23 protein-coding genes are annotated in these 23,739 nt (G+C 33.5%); 21 read left to right on the top strand and 2 right to left on the bottom strand.

Annotated features, from left to right (window positions below; genetic code table 11):
- Window positions 1-57: 57 nt before the first annotated feature.
- The 20 genes from AC2A1D_RS01190 to AC2A1D_RS01095 all read left to right on the top strand — a co-directional run bounded on the left by AC2A1D_RS01190 (window position 58) and on the right by AC2A1D_RS01095 (window position 20,521).
- A complete protein-coding gene (locus AC2A1D_RS01190) occupies window positions 58-1,206 on the top strand; it encodes a class I SAM-dependent methyltransferase (RefSeq protein WP_484041840.1) in 1,149 nt (382 codons plus the stop codon).
- Window positions 1,207-1,333: 127 nt separating this feature from the next.
- Window positions 1,334-1,606, top strand: coding sequence for a hypothetical protein (locus AC2A1D_RS01185; protein ID WP_484041839.1), 273 nt, complete (start codon window positions 1,334-1,336; stop codon window positions 1,604-1,606).
- A 130-nt stretch (window positions 1,607-1,736) separates the two neighbouring features.
- Window positions 1,737-3,116 (top strand): dipeptidase, encoded by a 1,380-nt coding sequence (locus tag AC2A1D_RS01180; protein ID WP_484041838.1) that lies wholly within the window; start codon window positions 1,737-1,739, stop codon window positions 3,114-3,116.
- Between the two features lie 134 nt (window positions 3,117-3,250).
- A complete protein-coding gene (locus AC2A1D_RS01175) occupies window positions 3,251-4,255 on the top strand; it encodes a T9SS type A sorting domain-containing protein (RefSeq protein WP_484041837.1) in 1,005 nt (334 codons plus the stop codon).
- Between the two features lie 112 nt (window positions 4,256-4,367).
- Complete coding sequence (locus tag AC2A1D_RS01170; RefSeq protein WP_484041836.1) at window positions 4,368-5,291, top strand: choice-of-anchor J domain-containing protein; 924 nt, start codon at window positions 4,368-4,370, stop codon at window positions 5,289-5,291.
- 79 nt (window positions 5,292-5,370) lie between these two features.
- Window positions 5,371-6,078, top strand: coding sequence for an SDR family oxidoreductase (locus tag AC2A1D_RS01165; protein ID WP_484041835.1), 708 nt, complete (start codon window positions 5,371-5,373; stop codon window positions 6,076-6,078).
- A 188-nt stretch (window positions 6,079-6,266) separates the two neighbouring features.
- The gene (locus AC2A1D_RS01160) at window positions 6,267-7,013 is read left to right on the top strand and encodes an electron transfer flavoprotein subunit beta/FixA family protein (RefSeq protein ID WP_484041834.1); all 747 of its coding nucleotides are present in this window, start codon (window positions 6,267-6,269) and stop codon (window positions 7,011-7,013) included.
- Window positions 7,014-7,086: 73 nt separating this feature from the next.
- Window positions 7,087-8,034: an electron transfer flavoprotein subunit alpha/FixB family protein gene (locus AC2A1D_RS01155; RefSeq protein ID WP_484041833.1), complete on the top strand. Its 948-nt coding sequence runs from the start codon at window positions 7,087-7,089 to the stop codon at window positions 8,032-8,034.
- Between the two features lie 184 nt (window positions 8,035-8,218).
- Window positions 8,219-8,818 (top strand): bifunctional nuclease family protein, encoded by a 600-nt coding sequence (locus AC2A1D_RS01150; RefSeq protein ID WP_484041832.1) that lies wholly within the window; start codon window positions 8,219-8,221, stop codon window positions 8,816-8,818.
- Window positions 8,819-8,834: 16 nt separating this feature from the next.
- Window positions 8,835-10,094, top strand: a complete 1,260-nt coding sequence (locus AC2A1D_RS01145; protein WP_484041831.1) for a nucleoside permease — start codon at window positions 8,835-8,837, stop codon at window positions 10,092-10,094.
- 309 nt (window positions 10,095-10,403) lie between these two features.
- Window positions 10,404-11,309 (top strand): zinc metalloprotease, encoded by a 906-nt coding sequence (locus AC2A1D_RS01140; RefSeq protein ID WP_484042322.1) that lies wholly within the window; start codon window positions 10,404-10,406, stop codon window positions 11,307-11,309.
- Between the two features lie 112 nt (window positions 11,310-11,421).
- Window positions 11,422-11,973: an RNA polymerase sigma factor gene (locus AC2A1D_RS01135; protein WP_484041830.1), complete on the top strand. Its 552-nt coding sequence runs from the start codon at window positions 11,422-11,424 to the stop codon at window positions 11,971-11,973.
- Window positions 11,939-12,631, top strand: a complete 693-nt coding sequence (locus tag AC2A1D_RS01130; RefSeq protein ID WP_484041829.1) for a hypothetical protein — start codon at window positions 11,939-11,941, stop codon at window positions 12,629-12,631. Before AC2A1D_RS01135 ends, AC2A1D_RS01130 begins: the two co-directional genes overlap by 35 nt.
- 84 nt (window positions 12,632-12,715) lie before the next feature.
- A complete protein-coding gene (locus tag AC2A1D_RS01125) occupies window positions 12,716-13,795 on the top strand; it encodes a hypothetical protein (RefSeq protein ID WP_484041828.1) in 1,080 nt (359 codons plus the stop codon).
- Window positions 13,796-13,965: 170 nt separating this feature from the next.
- On the top strand, window positions 13,966-14,346 hold the full coding sequence (locus tag AC2A1D_RS01120) for a hypothetical protein (protein WP_484041827.1): 381 nt from the start codon (window positions 13,966-13,968) through the stop codon (window positions 14,344-14,346).
- Between the two features lie 39 nt (window positions 14,347-14,385).
- Complete coding sequence (locus AC2A1D_RS01115; protein WP_484041826.1) at window positions 14,386-15,564, top strand: acetyl-CoA C-acyltransferase; 1,179 nt, start codon at window positions 14,386-14,388, stop codon at window positions 15,562-15,564.
- Between the two features lie 292 nt (window positions 15,565-15,856).
- Window positions 15,857-17,335, top strand: coding sequence for an MFS transporter (locus tag AC2A1D_RS01110; RefSeq protein ID WP_484041825.1), 1,479 nt, complete (start codon window positions 15,857-15,859; stop codon window positions 17,333-17,335).
- 75 nt (window positions 17,336-17,410) lie between these two features.
- The gene (locus AC2A1D_RS01105) at window positions 17,411-18,343 is read left to right on the top strand and encodes a mevalonate kinase family protein (RefSeq protein ID WP_484041824.1); all 933 of its coding nucleotides are present in this window, start codon (window positions 17,411-17,413) and stop codon (window positions 18,341-18,343) included.
- Window positions 18,344-18,358: 15 nt separating this feature from the next.
- Window positions 18,359-19,288, top strand: coding sequence for a UbiA family prenyltransferase (locus AC2A1D_RS01100; RefSeq protein WP_484041823.1), 930 nt, complete (start codon window positions 18,359-18,361; stop codon window positions 19,286-19,288).
- 63 nt (window positions 19,289-19,351) lie between these two features.
- Window positions 19,352-20,521, top strand: coding sequence for a proline dehydrogenase family protein (locus AC2A1D_RS01095; RefSeq protein ID WP_484041822.1), 1,170 nt, complete (start codon window positions 19,352-19,354; stop codon window positions 20,519-20,521).
- Window positions 20,522-20,584: 63 nt separating this feature from the next.
- Here the strand turns inward: AC2A1D_RS01095 and AC2A1D_RS01090 are convergent, their stop codons facing one another.
- Entirely contained in the window at window positions 20,585-21,121 is a 537-nt protein-coding gene (locus tag AC2A1D_RS01090) for a helix-turn-helix domain-containing protein (RefSeq protein ID WP_484041821.1), read from the bottom strand.
- Between the two features lie 854 nt (window positions 21,122-21,975).
- Between AC2A1D_RS01090 and AC2A1D_RS01085 the strand changes: the two genes are divergently transcribed.
- A complete protein-coding gene (locus AC2A1D_RS01085; protein ID WP_484041820.1) occupies window positions 21,976-23,082 on the top strand; it encodes a M14 family zinc carboxypeptidase in 1,107 nt (368 codons plus the stop codon).
- 59 nt (window positions 23,083-23,141) lie between these two features.
- On the opposite strand, the gene AC2A1D_RS01080 is transcribed toward AC2A1D_RS01085, so the two are convergent.
- A complete protein-coding gene (locus AC2A1D_RS01080) occupies window positions 23,142-23,648 on the bottom strand; it encodes a DUF4920 domain-containing protein (protein ID WP_484041819.1) in 507 nt (168 codons plus the stop codon).
- Window positions 23,649-23,739 lie beyond the last annotated feature (91 nt).

Raw genomic sequence — 23,739 nt, 5'->3', positions numbered from 1 at the left:
AAACTCAAGATCAAATCATAAAAGAATAATTGCATAAAAATTAATAAAGAATTATTCGTGCATTCGTGGCATAAAAATAAAGAAATCCAAAACTACATCAATGCAAATCTTACCGCAGATTTGCATTCTTTGTTATTGAAAAAATCGCCTTTTCAAGAGGTTTCGATGCAGGAAATTGTGCAGCAAATAAAAGGAAAACAGGTTGCACAAAAAAAGTTTCCGTTTTTGATGAAAGAAGGGATTGTTTTTCCACCACAGTTGAATTTGGAACAGTCTTCATCAGATAAAACGGCAGAATATAAATCGAATCTTTTAAAAGGGAAAAAATTCGTTGATTTAACCTCTGGTTTTGGAATTGATGCTTATTTTTTGTCTAAAAATTTTGACGACATCACTTTAGTTGAAAGAAACGCTGATTTACTGAAAATTGTAGAAAACAACTGGGAAATTCTTGGTCGAAAAGCAAGGTTTATGAATCAAGAGCTTGAAAGTTTTTTGCAAAATAATCAAGAACAATTTGATGTAGTTTATCTTGATCCTGCACGACGCGACGAACAAAAGAAGAAAGTTTTCCTTTTGGAAGACCTTTCACCGAATATTTTAGAAATTCAGGAGCAATTATTATCAATTTCGGAAAAGGTGATGATTAAACTTTCGCCTTTAATTGATTTAAAATACCTTGTTTCTGTTCTTAAAAATGTTTTTCAGATTGATATTATTGCGGTGAAAAATGATGTGAAAGAAATTGTGGTTTACCTTTCTAAAGAAAAATCATCAAAAATCATTTGTAATTGTGTGAATCTTGAAAGCGGGGAAAATAGCTTGCAATATCATTTTGGGGAAGAAGAACATGCAATTTCTGACTTTGGTGAGCCTGAAAAGTATATTTATATACCGAATAACGCTGTTTTGAAAGCAGGTATTTTTAATTTAATTGGGGAAAAATTTAGTTTAAAAAAACTTCATCCCAATACTCATATTTATACTTCTTCAGAAAAAAATAATGATTTTCCTGGAAGAATTTCAAATATGGAAGTTGTTGATTCAAAGTCTATTAAGAAAAAAGAACAATACAATATTATTTCTAAAAATTACCCTTTAAAACCAGAAGAAATAAGAAAAAAATACCAGTTGAAAGATGGTGGGGAAGCGTATCTTATTTTTACACAATCCAAAAAAGGAAAAATAATTTTAAAATCAGTATAAAATTTTTGCCAAAAAATGCAATATTTCTTACTTTTGACACAATAAAAAATTAGACCTGAAAACATCAGCTTGTAAGAATTTGCAACATCAGTTTTCAGTTTGCATTATTAATAATATAAATCTGTATATGAAAAAATTAGTGGTAGCTTTGGCGATTGCAACAGTAGCAGTAAGCTGTAAGAAAATTCAGGCCGGAGGAAACAAAAATACACTTAAACTTGAAGAAGGTGTAGAAAGATATTCTGATGATCACCAAGGTGGAGCAGAAGCTCACGGTCATGCAGCGGCACCTGCTCATCACGAAGAAACAGCTGCGCATTCTGTAGATGCTTCGAAAACAGACAGCGTAACTACTGAAAAGCCAGCAGCAGAAGAGCATGCAGCTCCAGCTGAGCACTAAACGGTTAGAAAAAATACTAAAATGTCCTGCAGTAATGCGGGATATTTTCGTTTAAGGTGAAAGAAAAATATGTTGTTTTCTTTGTTCCTGAAAATCAAATTTTTTACTTTTAGCAAAATAAATAAATATAATGCAAGAGACTTTAAAATACATTAACGAAAACAAGCTTCGCTTCGTTGATGAGTTGTTTGAATTACTTAGAATCCCCTCAATATCAGCAGATCCCGCTTACAAAGACGATGTACTTAAATGTGCAGATGTTGTGGCTTCACATCTAAAAACTGCGGGAGCAGATAATGTGGAAATTTGCCAAACTGCGGGTTACCCTATTGTTTTTGGTGAAAAAATCATCAGTTCTGAGCTTCCAACGGTGTTGGTTTATGGTCATTATGATGTACAACCTGCAGATCCTATCGAATTGTGGAGAAGACCTCCTTTTGAGCCTTATATCGAAAAAACAGATTTACATCCGGAAGGTGCGATTTTTGCAAGAGGTTCTGCGGATGATAAAGGTCAGTTTTTTATGCATTTAAAGGCTTTTGAAGCGATGATGCATACAAATGCTCTTCCTTGTAATGTTAAGTTTATTTTGGAAGGTGAAGAAGAAGTAGGCTCTGTAAGCTTAGGAGCTTGGGTAAATGAAAACAAAGAAAAACTGTCTTGTGACTGTATTTTGATTTCTGATACGCATATTTACAGCAATGAGCAACCTACTGTAACTACTGGTTTAAGAGGTTTAAGTTATGTAGAAGTTGAAATAGAGGGGCCAAATCGTGATCTTCACTCAGGTTTGTATGGAGGTGCGGTTCCAAATCCTATTCATGTGCTTTCTAGAATGATTGCAAAATTGATTGATGATGATGGAAGAATCACTATCGATGGTTTCTACGATAATGTAGACGTAGTTTCAGACGAAGAAAGAGCTGAAATGAATAAATTGAAAGACAACCCAGAAGAATTCAAAAAATCAATCGGTTTAAATGGTGTTGAAGGTGAAAAAGGTTACACGACTTTAGAAAGAACATCAATTCGCCCAACATTAGACTGCAACGGAATTTGGGGTGGCTACACAGGAGAAGGTGCAAAAACGGTGATTCCTTCAAAAGCTTCAGCTAAAATTTCAATGAGATTGGTTCCTTATCAAACTCCGGAAGAGATTACTGAAAAATTCACGGCATATTTCAAGAAAATCGCCCCTGAAAATGTAAAAGTAAAAATTACGCCACATCATGGAGGAATGCCTTACGTTTTACCAACAGAAACTAAAGAGTTTTTAGCAGCAAAAACCGCTATGGAAACCGCTTTTGGAAAAGAAGTTCTTCCGTACAGAGGAGGAGGTAGTATCCCAATTACGGCAATGTTTGAGCAGGTTTTAGGTGCAAAATCTGTTTTGATGGGCTTTGGTTTAGACTCTGATGCGATACACTCTCCAAACGAACATTACGGATTGTTCAACTTCTATAAAGGAATTGAAAGTATCCCACTTTTCTTCGAAAACTATGTAAAGTAAAAAAAAAAGAGTTGTTTTTATCATATAATTGTCCTCAAGATTTGTTTCTTGAGGATTTTTCATTTTTTTTATAATTATGTTTTTAAATTGATTGATAATTATTATATTTATGGAAACTAAAATAAAAAATAGGTATGAAAAAGTTTTTATTCTTTTTGACTGTTCTTTCGTTTGGAGGGGCTTATGGACAAGTTATCGATAGCCAAAATTTTAATAGCTTAACTGCTGGAAATGTAGGTACAAACTTCACTGGAGGAGCTGCAGGGCAAGGTGGTTATTATTTGCTAAATGGAGTTGCTTCTGATTATCAAATAGCAACAATTGATGCAACGCATGGTAATTCTTTAAAAATAACAGCTGGATCAAGCTATGTGGCTACAAGCGATCCAAATAATCATTCAGTAGTTAAAGTGGTTGGTGTAAACGCAACAACAGGAAATAATATTATTAAAGCAACATGTAGTTTTTACACTGGTTCAGCAAACGGAACAGGATCAATTTATATTACTCTATTTGATGATGCATCTACACCTGGAGTAATCGTGAGTCTAATCTATAATGTTGCAACTAAAACAATTACAGCAGGAGGAGCTTTAATGAATGCAGGTACTAGAGGTTTTTTTGGAATCAAAACTTTAGGAACAACTCCATACCCTGCAAATACTTGGGTTTCAGTAGGTATGGCTTATGATATGACCACAGGTGTAATGAATTGGTATACACCACAAGAAAGTTATACTTTCTCTACCCCTCCAACAGGATACACTCTCATTACAGGTTTAGATGTTGGCCAATATCGTACCTATAATATTAATGCCTCAGGAAATACGGTTGCTTATAATTGGGCGCTTGATGATTTTAATCTTTCTTATTCTAATAATAATCTATTATCAACTAAAGACGAAAGTTTATTGGCGAAAGATTATTTTGAAATATATCCGAATCCTGTTTCTAATTATTTAAATATTAAATCTAATTCAAAAGTAGAAAACGTTTCTGTTTATGACTTTAATGGTAGAAAAATTAATGTAAAACTGGAAGGAAATAAAGTGGATGTAAGTTCTTTGCCTTCTGGAAATTATTTAATTAATATTGAAACGAAAGAAGGAAAAACAACTGAGAAATTCATCAAAAAATAATAGCACAAATTTAAAAATCGTCTACTCGGCGATTTTTTTTTATTTTTTAAGAGTGTAAGGTGTTGATTTTTAAAATATTATTTGTAATTTTAGAAAACTAAAATACATCCAAATGAAAAAACTTCTACTATTATCCTCATTTTTTTCTGCATTTTTTGCAAACTCACAAACTATTAATGTCTATTCATACGGTTTTGATGCGGCTTTTGCCACAGATTGGACTTTAACCAACCAAAGTTCTCCCGCAGGAACAAGTGTGTGGACGAAGGCTAATTACACAACCCCTTTAACGAACGCTATTTTTGGAAGCGGGAACACAACAACAGTTCCTGTTGGTCATGCAGGAGGAAATAATTCTTTTGCTTTGGTAAATTTTAATAGCACAACCGGCGCAGGAATTATTAGTAATTGGCTCATAACTCCCGTTGTAAACGTAAAAGATGGAGATATTGTTAGCTTTTACACTAGAAAAGGAACCGACGGAACTCAGGATTATCCAGATCGTCTTGAATTTAGATATAGCACCGCAGCAACTACAGTAGTTCCAAGTGGTGGTTCTTCTGGAGTGGGAAGTTTTACCAATGTAGGTGTAACGGTAAATCCTGCATTGACTACAGGATTTGTTTATCCTAAAGTGTGGACAAAATATCAATTTACAATTGCAGGAGTGGGTACGACTGCAGTTCCCGTAAAGTTTGCCTTTAGATATTATGTTACTGACGGTGGTCCGTCGGGAAATAATTCGGATTTGATTGGAATAGATACTTTTTCTGTTGATAGACCAACGTTAAGCGTAAGCGAAGCGCAGGCTAAAGCAGTTTCAGTGTCGCTTTATCCAAATCCTACCGATGATTTTTTAAGTTTTAAAACCGATCAAAAAATACTAAAAGCGGAAGTTTTTGATACAGCGGGAAAAAGTTTAAAAATTAACCTTAAAGACAATAAGTTAGATGTGCGAAAACTACCTTCAGGACAATATTTACTGATGTTGGAAACAGAAGAAGGTAAGACGACGCACAAATTCATCAAAAAATAATAAATGACAAGTGTTTTTCATATAGAAACGCTCCATTCGGGGCGTTTTTTGTATTTTAGAGAAATTAAAATTTTACATAATGATACAAGGTAAAGTAGCTTATATTACAGGAGGTACGAAAGGAATTGGGTTGGGAATTGCAGAAATTTTACTTCAAAATGGAGTGTCGGTGGCATTTTCGGGGAGAAAAAGAGATGATGTGGAAAGAGCTGAAGAAGCTTTAAAAAAAGTTTCGGCAAATGTTTTAGGAATTGTTTCTGATGTAAGAAGTTTGGAAAGCGAAAATGAAGCAGTAAAATATATCGTAGAAAAGTTCGGAAGGCTAGATTTTGTTATTGCGAATGCGGGTTTAGGGATTTTTAAACCAGTTGATGAACTGTCTGCGGAAGAATGGAACGATATGATTGAAACCAATCTTACAGGTGTTTTTTATACTTTAAAAGCATCTGTTGAAGAGTTGAAGAAGTCGGAAGGATATTACATTACAATTTCAAGTTTGGCAGGAGCTAATTTCTTCGAAAATGGAACGGGCTACAATGCATCTAAATTTGGTGTTGTTGGCTTTACGCAAGCAGCGATGATTGATTTGAGAAAATATAATATTAAATCTACTGTGATAATGCCGGGTTCTGTGGCTACACATTTTAACGGAAATATTCCTTCGGAAAAAGATGCTTGGAAGATTCAGCCAGAAGATATGGGGAATTTGGTTTTAGATGTTTTAAAAATGAATCCAAGAGTTTTACCTAGTAAAATTGAATTCAGGGCTTCACAACCAGGCAAATAAATGGTTCTAATGTATTGAATAGCAAAAAAATAAGTGTTATGCATGCATAATATATTTTTTATTTATATTAGCAAAGTAAACAAAGGTAAAAACCGCTGTGGATTTTAAAGGAGAAACAGCATCTCAGAAAATATAAAATAATACATTCCGAAAGGTTTGTAAGCAAATAAAAATTTATACAACAAGATATGAAAATATTAGTTTGCATCAGTAGTGTTCCAGATACTACATCAAAGATCAACTTTACAGCAGATAAATCTGCATTCGACAAAAACGGTATTCAGTGGGTAATTAATCCGCTTGATGAGTTTGCTTTAACAAAAGCAATCAAATTGCAAGAGTCTCAAGGAGCAACAGTAACGGTTATTAACGTTGGAGATGTGGCGACAGAGCCGGTAATCAGAAAAGCGTTGGCAATTGGAGCTAATGATGCTGTGAGAGTAAATTTAGATCCAAAAGATAGCTATTCTACAGCGAAAGAAATTGCTTCTGTTGCGCAGAATGGAGGGTACGATTTGGTACTTTGTGGTAAAGAATCTATCGATTATAACGGTGGTTCTGTTCCAGGGATGGTTGCTCAATTATTGAACCAGCCTTTTGTAAATGCTTCTGTAGGTTTAGATGTAAACGGTAGCGAAGCTACTGCAGTGAGAGAAATTGAAGGAGGTAAAGAAACCATCTCTGTAAAACTTCCTGCTGTAATTGCGGGGCAAAAAGGTTTGGTAGACGAGAAAGATTTAATTATTCCGAACATGAGAGGGATTATGTCTGCAAGAACAAAACCATTGCAAGTGGTAGAACCAACTTCTTCTGAAGTAAAAGTTCAAGGAGTTTCTTACGATTCTGTACCACCAAGAGCTGCTGTGAAAATGGTTTCTCCGGATAACTTAGACGAATTGGTAAGATTACTTCACGAAGAAGCTAAAGTTATTTAATTATTCAAAATTCAATATTCAAAATTCAAAAAATAACCTTGAATTTTGAACTTTAAATCTTAAATTCAAAATTATGTCAGTATTCGTATACGCAGAAAATATAAACGGAGTTTACAAAAAAGCAGCTTTTGAGGCAGTTTCTTACGCAAAAGCAGTAGCAGATAAGGCGGGAGATACCGTTACTGCAATCTCTGTAAACCCTACAGATGCTTCAGATTTGTTATATAAATATGGAGCAACTAACGTAATCAACATTAAAGACGAAGGTCTAAAAAGTTTCTCAGCAAAAGCTTACGCACAAGCGTTAAGCGAAGTTGCAAACGGAAATATCATCGTTTTTCCTCATACAACAGATGCGTCTTCAGTAGCGCCAATGTTGGCTGTTATGAACGGTCATTCTCTAATTACAAACGTTTTGGAAGCACCAGAAAGTCTTTCTCCGGTACAGGTAAAAAGAAAAGCTTTCTCTGGAAAAGGCTTCATGCATGCTAAAGCAGAAGGAACTGGAGTTATTTTAACAGTTTCTCAAAACGCTTTTGGTGTGAAAGAAAATGCAGTTTCTGGTTCTGAAGAAGTGAAAAACCTTTCTGTTGCTAATGATGATACGAAAGTAATTTCTCACGAGCAAAGCTCTGGTAAACTAGATTTGAAAGAAGCTGAAGTAGTTGTTTCTGCAGGTAGAGGGATGAAAGGTCCTGAAAACTGGGGAATGGTTGAAGAGTTAGCAAACGTTTTAGGAGCTGCAACAGCTTGTTCTAAACCGGTTTCAGATATTGGTTGGAGACCGCATACAGAGCACGTTGGACAAACTGGAAAAGCAATTGCACCTAATCTTTATGTAGCAATCGGTATCTCTGGAGCAATTCAGCATTTGGCGGGTGTAAATTCATCTAAAACGATCGTGGTAATTAATAATGATGCAGAAGCACCTTTCTTCAAATCTGCAGATTACGGTGTTGTTGGTGATGCTTTTGAAATTATTCCGGCATTAACAGAGAAAATTAAAGCTATCAAAGGATAAAAAATAGTGAATTGTTAACGCTCAATTGGCTTTACTTAGACGTTTTTTCATGTATAAAACTCATCAGTAAAGTAAAATTGCTAACATAATTAATTCACAATCTACATATAAAAGCCCATTTTTGGGCTTTTATTTTTGTCTTAAAGTAAATTCTACAACAAAAAATTAATTTATCTTTGTAGCTATGGATTATAAACAGCTCATCATACGCGGAATATCGTACAGCCAGACTCAATCTGGAGCCTACGCATTGCTTTTGGAACATGAAGAAACACACATTAAATTACCCGTTGTAATTGGGAATTTTGAAGCGCAATCCATTTCTCTTGGTTTAGAGAAAGATATTCATCCGCCAAGACCGCTTACTCACGACTTGTTTACCAAATTCATCGTTTCTGCCAATTTCGAGTTGGTTTCAGTAATCATTTATCAAATTGTAGACGGTGTATTTTTTTCCAACATCAATTTCAAAAATAAAGAAACCCAAGAAGAATTAATTCTGGATGCACGTACTTCAGATGCTGTTGCAATGGCGGTAAGATTTGATGCGCCAATTTTTACAACTCAGCAAGTACTAAATGAAGCAGGTATTTTGCTGGAACTTGAAGAGGTTTCTAAGGAAGATCAGCCATTTTCCGAAACAATTTCAGAAGAAGATAATCTGAAATCGCTTACCATGGAAGATCTTCAAAAACTTCTTGATGATGCGGTAAAAGAAGAAGATTTTGACACGGCTTTGGAAGTTCAGGAAGAAATCAACAGAAGAAAAAAGAAAATAGATTAAGACTATTATATTACAGATGAATTTAAAATTACGCTTAACGGTACTCAGTTTTCTGCAGTTTTTTGTTTGGGGAGCATGGCTCATTACCATCGGGGTGTATTGGTTTGGAACGAAAAAGTGGGGCGGTGCAGAGTTTGGCGCCGTGTTTTCAACTTTAGGGATATCTTCGGTTATTATGCCTGCTTTAACAGGTATTATTGCAGACCGCTGGATGAATGCAGAAAAACTTTACGGTATTTTGCATATCCTTTACGGAATAACTCTTTTTTTCCTTCCTCAAATTGCGGATCCTAACCAGTTTTTTTGGATTATGCTAATTGCCATGTTTTTTTACATGCCCACAATTTCTTTATCCAATTCAATTGCTTATTATGTGCTTAAAAACAATAATTATGATGTGGTGAAGGTTTTTCCACCCATTAGAGTTTGGGGTACTGTAGGGTTTATTATTGCGATGTGGATTACCAATCTTACTGGTAATAAAGAATCAGGAAATCAGTTCTATATTGCGGCGGTTTTCGCTATTGTTTTAGGGATTTATGCATTTACTTTACCTAAATGTCCTCCGCAGAATACAATTTCAAAAAATGCAACCGTATTAGAAAAATTGGGTTTAAACTCTCTTTCATTATTCGGGAATGGTAAAATGGCTTTGTTTTTTATCTTTTCTATGTTTTTAGGGGCGGCATTACAGCTTACCAATATGTATGGTGATGCATTTCTTTCAGATTTTGGAAAAATGGAACAGTACGCAGAAAGTATTGTTGTGAAAAGATCTACTTTAATTATGTCTATTTCGCAAGTATCCGAAACTTTATTTATCCTTGCAATACCATTTTTTCTTAAAAAATTTGGTATTAAAAACGTGATGCTCATTTCAATGTTTGCATGGGTTTTAAGATTTGGATTCTTCGCATATGGTGTTCCGGATGGATTTGGTTTGGTTCTTATTATTTTATCATGTATTGTTTATGGGATGGCTTTCGATTTCTTTAACATTTCGGGATCGCTATTTGTTGAGACGAATACAGACTTCAAGATACGTTCTTCAGCACAGGGATTATTTATGATGATGACCAACGGTTTTGGTGCTATGGGCGGAAGTTTATTGAGTGGATGGGTAATTCAAAACTATTTTACACTTCCAAATGGAGATAAAATGTGGCATGAAATATGGCTGTATTTTGCAGGGTATGCATTGATTATTACCATTCTTTTTGGTATTTTCTTCAAACACAAACACGACCCAAATGAGTTGAAAGAAATTCAGCATTAGAATTAATTAAGTTAAAAAATATAAATACACTTCATTTTTGAAGTGTATTTTTTTTGTCTTAAATGTAGTATGATATTGTTAATTATATAGTTGTATGCTAATTTTAAAGTTTTGTTAAGTTTTATTTAATTTTTTTTTAATAAAGTGTTTGATGATAAGGTAGAATTATTATATTTGTTAAAGATTTGTTATTTCTTTGAAAATAAACAAGTGTTTAATGTTAATTAATATGGAATTACTATGAAAAAATCAATTTTTATGCTAGGAATAGCAAGTGCTATTTTTATAGGTTGTGAATCTGACGAAAAAATGCAAACACAGCTTCCTGAAAATGAAATTTCAAACGTTTCGGGAGCAAGAAAATGTGCTGCCGATGAAGTTTTGAAAAATCAGATGTCAGAAGATCCTGCACTTGCACAAAGAATGGCAGATATCGAAGCTTTTACACAAAGAAAACTTCTTGAAAATTTTGAATCAAGATTGGTTAATGGAGTTATCGAAATACCAGTCGTAGTAAATGTATTATATAAAACAACGTCGGAAAATATCTCTCAGGCTCAAATTCAATCGCAAATTGATGTTTTAAATGCAGATTTTAATGCTACAAACAGCGATTATAGCAGTGTTCCGACATTATTTGCGGGAGTGAAAGCAAATGTGGGGATAAGGTTTGTTTTAGATCAGGTGAATAGAAAATCTACAAGTAAGACATCTTGGGGAACCAGAGATGCCATGAAAAAAACAAAACAGGGTGGGCTAGATCCTACATCGCCTACTACAAAGCTTAATCTTTGGGTTTGTACTATTGGTGGTGGTATTTTGGGGTATGCACAGTTTCCTGGAGGTTCTACGGCAACAGATGGTGTTGTAATAGATTCTAAATATTTTGGAAATACAGGTACTGCAACCTATCCATTTAATTTGGGAAGAACTGCAACTCACGAAGTAGGTCACTGGATGAACCTTCGTCATATTTGGGGAGATACAACTTGCGGAAACGACTATTGTAATGATACTCCTTCTCACAACACAGCTAATTACGGAGCTCCGGCTTATCCTCATTACAGTACATGTTCAGGATCTCCTGTAGAAATGACCATGAATTATATGGATTATGTAGACGACAGAGCAATGTTTATGTTCTCTGCAGACCAAAAAAGCAGAATGCTTGCTGTCTTCCAATCAGGAGGGCCAAGATATTCTTTCGCTCAATAGACATTTTTCTTATATAGTAGTAAATTGCACTTTTTTATAAAAAGTGCAATTTTTTTTATCCATTCAGGCAACTATTTCTACATTCGGTTGTCTTTACTATAGAAACTAATCAATGAAGCAATTAGAAGAGAATTTTAAGCTGGCAAAAAAACAAGACCGTAAAGCACAGAAGGCACTTTATGAAATGTTTTCGGCGAAAATGCTTGCAATTGCACATTCTTACACCAATAATATTCACGATGCAGAAGATGTTTTGATGAATGCTTTTCTAAAGTGTTTTAATAAAATTAATGACTGTAAAGAATGGAAAGCATTTCCGTTTTGGTTGAGGAAAATTGTAGTGAATGATTCGATTAGTTTCGTGCGGAAAAACAAAAATATTCTTTACGCAGATATTGAAATTGCTGATGATTACGTGGATGAAGAAGCGGGAAATATAACAAACATTAATATAGAAGAAATATTTTCTGAAATGCCAACTGGCTATCGTTTAATTTTTAATTTATACGTGTTTGAAGAACGGAAACATCAGGAAATTGCAGAAATTCTAAATATTTCTGAAGGAACAAGTAAGAGCCAACTCAGTAAAGCAAAAAAATGGATTGCTGATTATTTAAAAGCTAAAGAAAATGGACAAAAACATACAGAAACAATTAAAAACTGAGTACGAAAAGCTCGAAATAAATCCTTCAATACATCTTTGGAGTCAGATTGAAGATGGTTTGGATTCTTCTGTAGAAACATCCAGAAAACGACCTTTTATTTGGTGGAAGTATGCAGCAGTTGTCATTTTGTTGGCATCTATTTCCGGTTTGTTTTATTTGAATTCGAATCAACCTTCAACTGCTACAAAAACGGTTGTTTCTCATTCTGGAAAGCAATCTGAAATGACTTTTGAAAAAGATTCTATTCATAATTTAGTTGTTGAGTCTCCCGAAAAAATAATTGCTATTTCCGACTTAAAAGATGATAAAGTCTCAAAAAATAATGTTTCGAATAGAAAACTGAAAGAAACAAGTAATGTAAGTGAGGTTGATTTAGATTTAAAACAGAAAGAAATTAAAATCGAACAGATTGCTCCAGTTTACGCTCAAACAAACGAAGTTTCGGCTGTAAAAACGCAAACGCCAGAACGTAAAAAAGTTTCATACATCAGTGCTAATGAATTGCTATTAGGGCGAGAATTCGATAAAACGAGAGAAGAGGCGAGAAGCGATAAACAGTTTGGTGTTTTGGATGTTTCAAAGCTAAAAATTAGGCGACCGCATTTATTAAATATTTTAGGAGTAACGGTGTATTCCGATTCAACAGCTTCAAAATAATCATCAAAATAATCACGAAAAAAAATATAAAAACTGTTTGAAATTTTAGACAGAATATAAAACTACGACTTAATAATAATTATCATGAAAAAGAAAATTACCTTGTTTTCTGCCTTATTTTTTTCTCTTTGGGCTTTTGGGCAAGAGCATAAAACAGCGCATTCAGAAGTGTATCAATACAGCAGAAAAATAGACAGCATCATTTTCTCTGAAAAAAGGAAAATGAATATTGAGCTGGATAAATTGGATGAAGATTTTAAAGGAAAAACAGCTTCCGATGAAAAGCACAAAAGGAAAACTGAAATTGCTGAAAAGTATGAAAAAACCATTAATGAAAAGATAGAAAACGAAAAAGGTGTTTTAGAAGATGCTACCAAAGAAATGGTTAAAGACTTGGTTTTAAATCCTGATGCTAAGTACAGGTTTACATTTGAGCCACATTCTGGAAAAATCGGATTTTCAGGTAGAAGAGTAAAATTGCCCAAAGATTATTTACATTCTGTAAAATTATCGATGGCCTTCTTAAGTGCTGGTTTAACCTCTAAAGATGAACCATTTAGATTTAATAGCAAGGATTCTGATGTGAAAAGTAGAGTATATAATGCTGCGAATTTTGCTTTAAGATATGAAAATCAATTGGGAAATTTCACGAGTCCTCTTTTTTACAGAATAGGAATTGGTATGCGATCGGATAATTTTGCCCCAAAATATGGGAAAGTCTTTGCTCAAGATAACCATAGTTTATTTATCCAAGATTTTACAAAAGGAAGTTTGAAAAGTAGAAGCCTTTATAGCACCTATATTATGCTTCCGGTTGAGTTAAGATGGGTTCTTAACCGTAAATATACCGAATATGAAGGCGTGAAATATGTTGATAATAGGCAGACTCAATTTTACATCTTAGGCGGTTTGTATGGCGGTGTAAGAGTTGGTAGTACTATTTATAATAAATATTCTACAGAGTATTCAAAAAGAATTGTTGAAAGAGAGACGGTAACGAAAGGTTTGAATGACTTTATTTTCGGAGGTAAATTTGGAATCGGTTATGGAGCTGTTGCATTGTATATTCAAAAAGATTTTACGCCAACTTTTAATAATGATGCGATGCTTACGAAGAAATATGGACTACAAATTGGTTTGGAATTAGTAAGTCTTACTTTTTAAAAATTCAATAAAATTAATTTAATGTTAATTATTTGATAATTTTTAAACCTTGTTTTTATCTAAATAACATCATCATTATCAATTAAATGATTTTAAAACATACTTATAAAAAGTATGTTTTTTTTTGTATTTTGGCAATCGGAGATTCGTTTTAAAATGTATTTAAAAGAATGAAAAATTTACAGCTTTTAGGATTGGTTCTTGTCGTTGTGGGAAGTTTTTTGCCTCTTGTGCACATTCCTGTGATTGGAAATTGGAACTATTGGCAACTCGACCATTCTTTGGCTATTTTCTGTTGGTTATTTTGTGGTTTTGCCCTGTTTGGAATGCTTAATAATCGCTCGAAATTAGTCAATACATTTGCTGTTTTTCTGCTTATTCTGTTTGTTTTTACGCTGTTTGCAGTAAAATATCAAGCGTTGCAGTACTTCAGTTTTTTGCCTTTCAGTTCTTGGACAAAAGCTTTGGCAGGAACAGTACAATTACAATGGGGCTGGATTATTGAGTTTCTAGGAGCTTTAATAATGCTTTTTGTAAAAAGAAGGAAGTAATCATTTAAATAAAATTAAAAATATAAAAAATTAAAAAATATGAAAGAGGTATTCATCGTTTCTGCCGTTAGAACTCCAATGGGAAGTTTTATGGGAAGTTTATCAACCGTTCCAGCTACCAAATTGGGTGCTACTGCAGTAAAAGGAGCTTTAGATAAAATTAATTTAGACCCTAAAAACGTTCAGGAAATTTACATGGGGAACGTTTTACAGGCAGGTGAAGGTCAAGCTCCGGCAAGACAAGTTGCGATGGGAGCGGGTTTATCAAACGAAACACCTTCTACTACAATTAATAAAGTTTGTGCTTCAGGAATGAAAGCGGTAATGATGGCTGCACAATCCATCAAAGCTGGAGATATGGATGTAATTGTTGCAGGAGGTATGGAAAATATGTCTATGGTTCCACATTATTACAACGCAAGAAATGCAACGAAACTTGGTGATGTAAAAATGCAAGATGGGATGGTTTTAGACGGTCTTACAGATGTTTACAACAAAGTTCACATGGGAGTTTGCGCAGAAAAATGTGCTACAGATTACAATATTACAAGAGAAGAACAGGATAATTTTGCGATTGAATCTTATAAAAGATCAGCAAAAGCTTGGAGCGAAGGGAAATTTGCCGATGAAATAGTTCCTGTTTCTATTCCTCAAAGAAAAGGAGAGCCAGTAATTTTCGCTGAAGATGAAGAATATAAAGCAGTAAACTTTGATAGATTGCCAACTCTTCCAACAGTTTTCAAAAAAGAAGAAGGTACAGTAACGGCTGCAAATGCATCAACTTTAAATGATGGTGCTTCTGCATTGATTCTTGTTTCTAAAGAAAAAATGGAAGAATTAGGTTTAAAACCTTTGGCTAAAATCGTTTCTTACGCAGATGCGGCGCAAGAGCCAGAAAACTTTACAACAGCTCCTGCAAAAGCGTTACCAATTGCTCTTAAAAAGGCTGGCTTAGAAGTTTCAGATATCGACTTTTTTGAATTTAATGAAGCGTTCTCAGTAGTTGGTTTAGCGAATAATAAAATTTTAGGTCTAGATGCAGCGAAAGTAAATGTAAATGGTGGAGCAGTTGCTTTAGGACATCCACTTGGAAGTTCTGGTTCTAGAATTATTGTTACTTTGATTAACGTTTTGAAGCAAAATAACGGTAAATACGGTGCTGCAGCAATCTGTAACGGTGGTGGCGGAGCTTCTGCAATCGTTATTGAAAACATGTAAAATATTGTTTTTTAGATAAATCTTTAAAATCCGGAAGCTTCATGTTTCCGGATTTTTTATTTATAAATCTTTAGCACCAATTTGATGATTTAAAGCTCTGTAGGAGCTAAAACTTTGTAACCGGATATTTCGCAGTTCTTAGGAAGCTCCGTAGGAGCGTAACCTTTACATCAAAAATACTTTTCAAAGTCTATTTCACTTTAACAAATCAATAAAATTCGATCCTAAAAAAATAAAAACCTCCGAATATTCAGCGGTTTTTCTATTTTTGTGAAACTAATATTATTAAAAAATGTCGCAAACAGATATTCAACCGACTCAGCATATAAAAAATAACCCCAAAATTATGAAAGCTTGGGCGGTGTACGACTGGGCAAATTCGGTATACTCGTTGGTAATAACTTCGGCAATTTTCCCAATTTATTATACAGGTCTTACAACAGCTAGCAACAAAAAAGTATATATACCAGAGGCTAAAGAGTTTCAGGAAGTTCCGATTAGGAATATGATTACGGTTTTCGGTGAGACATACGAACCAGATGCAGTGCTTAGCTTTTCATACGCAATATCATTTTTCTTGGTAGTTCTCTTATCGCCGGTTTTATCTTCTCTAGCAGATACTATTGGCAATAAAAAATCATTTCTGCAATTTTTCTGTTATCTGGGTGCAACTTCTTGTATGGGATTAGCCATGTTTACAGGAATGAATACTGTATTTCTAGGATTACTTTTCAGCATTACAGCGAGTGTCGGTTTCTGGGGAAGTTTAGTTTTTTACAACTCATTTTTACCGGATATTGCCACTCCTGATAAACAGGATTCTTTATCTGCCAAAGGATTTATTTACGGATACATTGGTTCTGTAGTCCTTCTGATTATTTGTCTTTTTTTAATACAGGGAATTACTAAAGACCCTGACATTAAAAAGATTTTAACCAGAATTAGTTTTTTATTAACAGGAGCTTGGTGGTTTGGTTTTTCACAATATACTTTCAAACACCTGCCTCAATTTGGTGATGTTAAAGAAAAACTTCCAAAAGATTTAGTACTTTTAAACTACAAAAACATCTTTAAAAAACATGAGGAGCAAGGCGGTTTCTTCGAGGTTTTAAAAGATAATATTAGTTTCTATAATGATATTGCAAAAGAAAGTTTCAAAGAATTGTTTAGCGTAGGAAGAAAGCTTTTTGCAGACCGCGGATTGAAATTTTTCTTATCGAGTTTTTTCTTTTATAGTGTAGGAATGCAAACTATTTTCTTAATGGCGGTTCCGTTTGGAAGTACGGTAATTTTCCCGAAAGAAGCAGATAAATATAAGTTGATTATTACGATTTTAGTGATTCAGATCATTGCAATTTTCGGAGCATTTTTGTTCTCAAAATTATCTAAAAAGATAGGAAACAAAAACGTGATTACAATCGCTGTTATTATTTGGATTGTTTGTTGTCTTTCTGCCTATTCTTTAAACAAAGAAAACCCGAATTTACAGTTACAATTTTACGGTTTAGCAGCTTTAATAGGTTTGGTAATGGGCGGTCTTCAGGCAATGTCTAGATCTACATACTCTAAACTTTTACCTGAAAACTCTATGGAAAATACTACATATTTTAGTTTTTATGATGTTTTAGAAAAGATTGCTATCATTTGCGGAATGCTTATTTTTAGTGTATTTATTCAGAAATTTCACAATATGCAGTATGCGTTTATCACGATGTCTGCGTTTTTTGCAGCGGGTGCAATATTGATTAGATTTTTGAAATCTAAAATATAAAACGGTAGATTGGCTTAAAATTTGTTAATATTCTCTAGAATTATAGTAAATTTGCAATAACATTTGCAACACAAAATGACGAACCCTTTATTTTACGCTAAAATAATCCTGTTTGGAGAATACGGAATGATCGAAGACGGTCAAGGTTTAGTAGTTCCCTACAGTTTTTATAAAGGTACTTTGAAGTTTTCAACTTCAGATTCTCAATCTGAGTTTGAGAAAAAATCGAACCAACATTTACACAAATATGCCGACTTTCTTACTAATTTAGTTCTTCCTGAGAATTTTAAATTGGATGTTGAGCGTTTCAAAAAAGATATAGAAAACAGACTTTTCTTCGATTCAAACATTCCACAAGGTTATGGTGTGGGAAGTTCAGGAGCTTTGGTTGCTGCTATTTTCGAAAAATACTGTTTCACAAAACACAATCCGGAAACTATTTCTAAAGAAAATCTTAAAAACATTAAAGCTGTTTTTGGTGAAATGGAAAGTTATTTCCACGGAAAAAGTTCGGGAATGGACCCTCTAATTTGCTACATGAATCTTCCTATTTTAATCGAAAATAAAGAAAATTTAGGAAAGGTAGCTATTCCGAAAGGAGAAGAAGGGAAAGGAGCAATTTTCTTAATTGACTCCGGAATTACCGGTGAAACTGGTCCTATGATTCAGATCTTTTTTGAAAAAATGAAGACTGAAGGTTTCCGTAAAACACTTAAAGAAGAGTTTATTCGCTACAACAATGCTTGTATTGAGGCTTTCCTGAAAAAAGATATGAATCCGTTTTTTAGAAATCTAAAAAAACTTTCGCATTGGGCTTACGAACATTTCCGCCCGATGATTCCGGAAAGTATCTTCAATATTTGGAAAAAAGGTCTTGATTCTAATGCATATTACCTAAAACTTTGCGGAAGCGGAGGCGGTGGTTATATCTTAGGATTTACGCAAGATTACGAAAAAGCAGAGAAAATGTTGGATGGATTTCATAAAGAAGTGATTTACAGATTCTAAAAAACACCTTACATAATGGGTTCTGAAAAAGAAAGTTTTCAGGAGAAAAATATTGTTATAAAACCCTTATTCTACAGATTTTCACAGTTTGTAGGATTTCTTTTGGGAGCAAGATTTTTTGTCGCGGGTTTGCTTACTTTTGCCCTTTATGTTTCTACGTTTTTTCTATTCAACCAAGACGAAAATTTCAGAAGTTTTGTTTTTGATTTTAAAGTTCATGGCATTATTTTTTGCACCGTTCTTACGATTTTAACAGGAGGAATTATCAATCAATTCTATGATTTTGAAAAAGATCATCTTGTAAAACCGTTCCGAACCAGGATTCAAAGCTTCATCAAGCAGAAATATTTCTTATATATTTACCTGTTTCTGTTGATAGTTTCTCTAGGAATTGCGGCTTTAATTTCCTATCGCGTATTTCTTTTTTTTATTTTTTACCAGTTTGGAATGTGGTATTACAGCCACAAATTAAGCCGAATTTTAATTATCAATAACCTCACTTTCGTTGCTCTTACATTGTATCCTTTTTTTGGAATGATGGTATATTACCAAACTTTTTCTAAAAAAGTTTTACTAATGGCGGTGTTTTTATTTCTAATTTTATTGATAATCGACATCGTAAAAGATACCTTAACCAGGAAGGTTGATGAAGTTTTTGGCTACGTCACCATTCCTAATTTTTTCTCCAAAAAGACAGCAAATAGCATCGTTATTTCACTCCAAATTATCACTATGATTATCTCCGCAGGAATCATCGATAAAACCGGACTTAACGGTATAATGGAGTATTATTTCGCCGTAGGATTATTTGTTTTTATACTTTGTATTTTTTTAATGATAAATTCTACCCGAAAAAGTAAATTTATGACCCTTAATATCTTGAGGTTATGGGTTTTTATAGGCATTATTTCTATGCTTTTAAACGGAATTTGTGGTAAAATATAAAATTATCCTTTACCATGATTAATGATTTGTTTACATTTGCAAAAATCTAATCAAACTTAAATAATGCCCATCTTTAACGATACCAAAGTAGCGTTTGCAGACAAAACAGATGCACAGTTAAGAAAAGCGTATTGGATGTTCAAAATGATTGAACAGCCGGCTCTTACAAGTCTTGGAACTTCAGTTTTAAACTTCACAGTTCACAATAATTTTCCTTTCGTAAAAAGCATTGTAAAAACTACTTTATTTGAGCAGTTTTGCGGTGGCGAAACTCGTGAGGAAAGTATGAAAGCGGTGAAACAACTCTTCAAAAGAGGGGTTGGAAGTATTTTCGATTATTCTATTGAAGGAAAAGAAGACGAAGAAACTTTTGATGCAGTGTGCAAAGAAATCAAAGATATCGTTAGATTTTCAGTAGGAAATCCTGCAATTCCTTTTATCGTTTTTAAACCAACTGCTTTTGGAAGAATCGACCTTTATGAAGCTGTAGGAAAGGGTTCTGAACTTACATCAAGCCAAAAAGAAGAATGGGCAAGAGTTGTGAAAAGATTTGATGAAGTGTGTAAACTTTGCCACGAAAACGATAAAAAAGTAATGGTAGACGCAGAAGAAACCTGGATGCAAGATGCGGCAGACCATCTTTGTGAAGAGATGATGGAAAAGTACAATCAGGAAAAACCAATTGTATGGAATACCATCCAAATGTATCGCACAGGAAGACTTGAATACATGAATGAAAACCTTCAAAGAGCGAAAGAAAAAGGCTACTTTATAGGTTATAAAATCGTTCGTGGCGCGTACATGGAAAAGGAAAGAGCAAGAGCGGCAGAAAAAGGTTATGCAGACCCAATTCAGCCAACAAAAGAGGCTTCTGATAAGAATTATAATGCAGGAATTAACTTCGTGATGGTCAATTTAGATAAGGTTTCGGCGTTCTTTGGAACTCACAACGAAATTTCTTCAGAATTGGTGATGGATAAAATAGATGAAGCAGGTTTAGCACATAATCATCCAAATATTTATTTCGGACAATTATACGGAATGAGCGACAATATTACCTTTGTTCTTGCTGATAAAGGATATAATGCGGCTAAATATCTTCCTTACGGACCAGTAAAAGATGTTGTGCCTTATCTTACAAGAAGGGCGCAAGAAAATACTTCTGTTGCCGGACAAACCGGAAGAGAATTAGGTCTTATTCAAAAAGAATTAGAAAGAAGAAAAAAGAAATAATTATTTCTCGATAAAAAAGTAAAAGCTCCGTTGAGGAGCTTTTTTTATGTTCAAAAATTAAGTTTAAGGTTCGAAACTTTCAAATTTTCCGTTTTCGTAGAAGATTACGATACGTTTTATTTTATCTTGTTGGTTTCCAGTAAATTGTTTAGCAAAATTTTGATTTGAATTTTCTAATCGCTGAGAATCGAATATTTTTTCTTCTACTTTACTTTGATGCGCTACAGGCGATTCTGAAAAAGGCGTAAAGTCTTCCTTCGGCAAAGGAATTTCTCTCACAGGAATTTCCTTCTCTTCATCACTGCTAATAAGTGTAAATAAATCGGGCAGGGAAGTAGGTTTTGAATTTTCTTCGAGAGAGTCAGAGACATCGTCAGAAAGCTCTGATTTCAGCATTTCTCCGTCTCCATTTACCAACCAATCCCAAAGAATCTCCGGAAATCTAGACTTTATCTTTATAATGAATTCGAGTGAAGGTTTATTTCGACCAGAAGTAACATGCGAAATAGAAGAACGTTGTACATCTATTTCGTCTGCAAATTCTGAAGAACTTAATCCCGAATATTCAATAACCTTTGCAATTCTTTCATTTAAACTCATAAAACATCGTGTAAATTACGAGTTACAAATGTAAATAATAAATTTACAATACACAAATACAAATGTAAACAAAATTGAAATTTTATTAACAACAAATGTAAACTATATATATCTTTGTTTTACAGATATTTATATTGTTGATAAAATTTACAATGATAAATTATTAAACATTTTTTCAACATTTTACATTTTTGAAGCTAAACATTAAAGTAATAGTTTAAGTAAACGCTCTTTTTAAATTTCAGAAAATTAAAAATTACAAAGTTCTTTATAGTTTACACTTCTAAACACCTTAAACAGGATGTTTTCTGCGAAATTTCGGCAAAATAGAGTAGTGAACTGAAATTTACATTATTAAACGACCCTTAAAGTACTATATTTTTCATTTTTACGGCTTATTTAGGGTGTTTTTATACACTTATAATGATTTTACGACTTGGGTTTTGATGAAGTTATTTAAAATTGAAAATAAGCCTCTTTTTGCAGTTACGATTTGTAAACTCATCTAAATTTCGCTTTAAAATTTTAAAATTCGAGTAAAGTTTTCAACAATTTACAATTGTAACAATTGTAATATCAACAAAAATAAAGTAAGGTAACGCGTTTAGCAAAGTTACACTCAAATGCGGATAAATCATATTTTTTACACTTAAAGTAAATATACATTAAAGCTTTATTTGAATTTTATAAATGGCTGAAAATAAATATTTTAAATATGTATTATTGAATTATTATTAATTAACAATTTTATCCACAGTCATTTTGTCAACTTCAACTGTTTAATCACATTACAGATGTTAATTTTTAATTTTAATCTGAAAAAGATTATTTTTGAACTTTGTAAATTTAGAAACATGCAATTTGAAAGTTTGTATACAGCAAATCCTGATTTCTGTAATCGCTATATTTCCCCTGAAAAATTATTTATTTACCTACAGCAGAATTTCAGCGATTCTATTTCTGAGATTGGAAAATCTTATCTTAACCAACCGATTTATAAAATGAGCCTTGGAAAAGGCGATGTTAAAATTATTGCCTGGTCTCAAATGCATGGCAATGAATCCAACGCTACTCATGCGATGTTGGATTTGTTATACACTTTGGAATGCAATCCGAAAGTAAAGGAAGAGTTGCTTGAAAAAATATGCTTAGATTTTATTTTTATGTTGAGTCCCGATGGTTCTAAAAAATGGACTCGATTAAATGCTCAAGAGATCGACCTTAATCGTGATTTTCATACGAACCAAAGTACGGAGCTTAAATTTTTGAAAGAAGTAATTAATGAGGGTTCTTACCAATATGGATTGAACCTTCATGAGCAAAGGACTATTTTTACTACCGACGGCGTTCATCCGGCCACCTTATCGTTCCTTTCTCCGTCCGAAGAGGTAGAACGTCGGATTACAGAAAATAGAAAGAAATGCATGGCTGTAATCGCGTCGATTCATAAAAAAGTGGCGCCGCTTATCCCGCATCACATCGGAAGATACTCCGATGAGTTTTACCCGACCTCTACCGGAGATAATTTTATGAAGGCAGGACTTCCTGTTGTTTTGTTTGAAGGAGGGCATTACGAAAACGATTATTTGAGAAAAGAAACTCGTAAATATTACACTATTGCTTTGTTTTATGCTTTGGATGCAATGGCAACTTTAAAATCTGATACGAATGGTTGGGAAGATTATTTTGATATTCCTGAAAACAAAGAAACGCATTACGATATTATTTACCGAAACGTAAGTTTGAATACAGATCACGAATGTATTTTAGACATTGCTGTTCAGTACAAAGAAATATATGAAGAAGGGAAAGATGAAATTTCTTTTGTTCCGTATGTTGTCGTGGTAGGAGATATTAAAGACAAAAAAGGGTGGAGCGAAATAGATTGCTCTGGGAAAAAGTTTATTTCTGAAAGTAAATATCCAAAACTTGATGAAGTGGTAAGTTTCTCTTTTGAATAAAAAAAAATTCGGCGAAGCCAAAGGCTTCGCCGAATTTTTTTAACTATATTTTTTAACTTTTAGTTCACAACTTTAATTCCGTTGGCTACAAATCTTACTTCTTCTTTTGGAGCTTTAATAGCATCAATTTCAGATTGAGGTTTTTTAGCATCAGTTGCATAGTGTTTTTGTTCGTCTACAGAAATTGTTTTTACTTCGGCATTTCCGTCCATCACTACAGTTTTACCTTTAAGAGCGGTTGGTACGAAGAAAGCATAGTCTTTCATTTTTACAAAAAAACGAGAGTCGTCTTCAGTTTGGATGGTTAGCCAACATCCTTTCTTTTCGCAAACGTCTACCACTTTACCTTTTACAGCAACGTTTTCTACTTTTTTAGCTTTTTTTAGTTTTTTGCTAAGTTGCTCTGTATTCATTGCTTTAGATTCAGCTTTTTTAGGAACAGCAGAACCGTAAACGTCTCCTACAATAGCTTTTCCTGCAGGTGGTCCTACTTTTTGAGCTTCTTGTGCAAATGCAAATGTAGAAGCACTTACTGCTAAAACTAAAATAAATGATTTGATTTTCATACAAGTAATTTTTTTCAAAAGTACTAATTTTTACGGATTGCAATAAAAAAACATTTTAAAATTCTAAATAAAATTACCTTTGCTTAAAATT

Source organism: Chryseobacterium sp. HNCC26DJ239, assembly GCF_057180445.1.
This window is presented reverse-complemented; position numbering and strand designations above follow the sequence as displayed.